Raw genomic sequence first — 2,401 nt, forward strand, 5'->3', positions numbered from 1 at the left:
CCGATCTCCATGTATTCATACAGGCGCACACGGGCAAAGATCGGGGAACCGTCCTCGGGGTCGGTAAAGTTCTCCACATAAATGTCCTTGTTCTGCCCGTTGAAGTCATCGTGCAGCCGTCCGCCGGGGTTGGCAAAGCCGTCCGCTTCGTTCCTCGCCCGCTGGCTGATGCTCTGCCAGGCATAGGTCCCTGACAGGGCGATGGCAACCACCAACACCGCCGCGACGACGGCCGATACCTGCTTTTTGCGTTTGGATTGCATACCTATTCACCTCTCCTATAGACTGATTGAAACAATTAGAAATCCTCGTAAATATTTAGCTTAAATCCACCCACAAAGCGGGACGAACTCTACAGCTATCGGTGTAGAGAGTATTGTAGACCGTGCCCGCAGTAATAACATAAGCCAGCTGACGCGTACTATTGCGCGGCGAACGCAGCCACGAACCTGATAAATTGGTTTTTCTCATGTTCACATTCGGAACAAGAACGCTATTTCCATAGGTATAATCCTGCGGGTTGGTTGTGGTAGTCCCGTTAAAGGTGCCGAACAAATCTGCCTCGCTTAATAGGAACACCTTGTCCGTGGTGGTAATCCAGGTGGAGGCGTTATACGCACTTCGGGTGGTGATGTCCGTCTCCACCGCCTTTTCTTTCAACACCGTGGTGCCTTCCAGCCAAGTTTCGTTCAAATACGTTCTCACGGCGCTGTCCCGCCAAACATTACTGCTGCCAAAGGGCATTGAAGTGCCCGGATTCTCCGTACTATTTGCCCAAATCAGCGCCTTATTTTCTTCCTCATCCTTCACCAGACAATACCACTCGATGCCGTCAATCGAGACGGTGGCGGTAGTGCCGGGAGTGATCTCATAAAGCGTGGCCTGCCGTACCTTGACCTGTATCGTCCCGCGCTGGCCGGTATAGGGCGCTTCACCGGTGGCGGTGGCTGTGATGGTGAGAACGCCGTCTATCGGCTCATCCGCGCCCACGGTCAGCAGCCCCGTCTCGGCGTCGATGGCGGTGTCTGCCGAGGTTTGGCCGGATACCGTCCAAGTAACGCTTTGGTCAACGGCCGTCTCTCCAAACGCGCCCACCGTCGCATAAAACTGTAAGGTCCCGGTCTGATAAATGGAGTCTGTTCCGTTATCCGCCGTCACCGAGACAATCGAATTCCCCGAAATCTTCGAGAGCAGGAGGAACGCGTCGTCAGTTACGCCGTCCCGGAAAAAGCCGCTGCCGTCGGTCTTGCTGCCGATGCTATCCACGGTGGAAAACTGTGCAGTTACATGGATGGCGTAATACAGCTCGGTCATCATCGTCTGCCGTTCTATTCCGTCCAGCAGCAGGCCGGTGGCCTCGCCGGGGGCGAGAGGTTCCGCCCAGTACGCCCAGCCGTCGCTGTCGTACACCCAATACTTGCCCGTAGGTGAGCCCTGCGCTTTCCATTCCTCCATCGTCAGGACCGTGGCTTCCTGCGTGGCCTTGGCGGTATGGGTTTCCTCCGCCGTCGTAACGTCCACGCCCTCGACGGCCGCGTCGCCTTCGTCGTCCTCATCGTCATCCGCGTCATAAACCGCATCGGCCGTTTTCTGATCGTCCAGGGCGTATTCCACATAGTCGTCATAGCGGTCGTTATCCGTGTCCGGGTCTCCGTCCGGCCCCGCGAAGGTGCCGTTGATGTCCGCCGCCAAGCTGTCCTTGTTTTTATCAAAAGTGGGCATGAATACCGTTTCGCCGCCCATGGTCCATTTCCAGTATTCGTTGTGGAAGGAGGAATGAGCGCCGCCCGGCGTATGTACCGTCCAGGTGGAGGTATCGTTGATATCGGTTTCGGCAACGACTGGGGAAGCCTCCCTGTCCAGGCTGTCCCTGTTGGTGCCGGCGTCCTTGCCGGTCTCCATATACTCGCGCAGTTGGATTCGGGCGAATATGAAGTCAGAGTCACTGAAATTCTCCACATAGACATCTTTATTTTTTCCGTTAAAATCGTCGTGCAGGCGGCCGCCCGGGTTGCTGCCTATCTCCACCTCGTTGAGCGCCGTCTGGCTGATGGACTGCCAGGCAAAGGTCCCCGTCAGGGCGATGGCAACCACCAACACCGCTGCGACGACGGCCGATACCTGTTTTTTGTGTTTCGCTTTCATGTTTTTTCACCTCTCCTATGAATTGCGCCTTGTCGGACCTTCTTCCGCGCAGGCTTTTTCAAACCATCCTCCGTGTCCGTTCCGTCCTTCCCAAACGCGACTTTGAGTGCATGGAACAGGCCCAGCATCAAAACAGTCAGCACCAGCAGGACCAGCCAGTGCTCTTTGAGAAAGGACACTGCTCGGCCAACAAAAAGGCTGTGATACATGACCTTCCCCACTACATTGGCCGCGGGTACGGGCTGCTTGTCCGGCG

3 protein-coding genes are annotated in these 2,401 nt (G+C 56.2%); all 3 read right to left on the reverse strand.

Annotated elements, in window-relative coordinates; translation table 11 throughout:
* Positions 1-263: hypothetical protein (locus tag H8730_RS17155; RefSeq protein WP_249290270.1), on the reverse strand; the 263-nt coding region annotated here is incomplete at its 3' end.
* 55 nt (positions 264-318) lie between these two features.
* Entirely contained in the window at positions 319-2,145 is a 1,827-nt protein-coding gene (locus H8730_RS17160; RefSeq protein ID WP_249290271.1) for a DUF6273 domain-containing protein, read from the reverse strand.
* Positions 2,142-2,401 (reverse strand): hypothetical protein (locus H8730_RS17165; RefSeq protein WP_249290272.1); only part of this gene is annotated, 260 nt, incomplete at its 5' end. The genes H8730_RS17165 and H8730_RS17160, both read right to left, overlap by 4 nt.

The organism is Bianquea renquensis, from assembly GCF_014384895.1.
Taxonomy (GTDB): domain Bacteria; phylum Bacillota; class Clostridia; order Lachnospirales; family Bianqueaceae; genus Bianquea; species Bianquea renquensis.

What these genes read in the sequence shown, in the direction of transcription:
- H8730_RS17160 (WP_249290271.1), bottom strand. Translation starts at nt 2,145, where the DNA reads ATGAAAGCGAAACACAAAAAACAGGTATCGGCCGTCGTCGCAGCGGTG.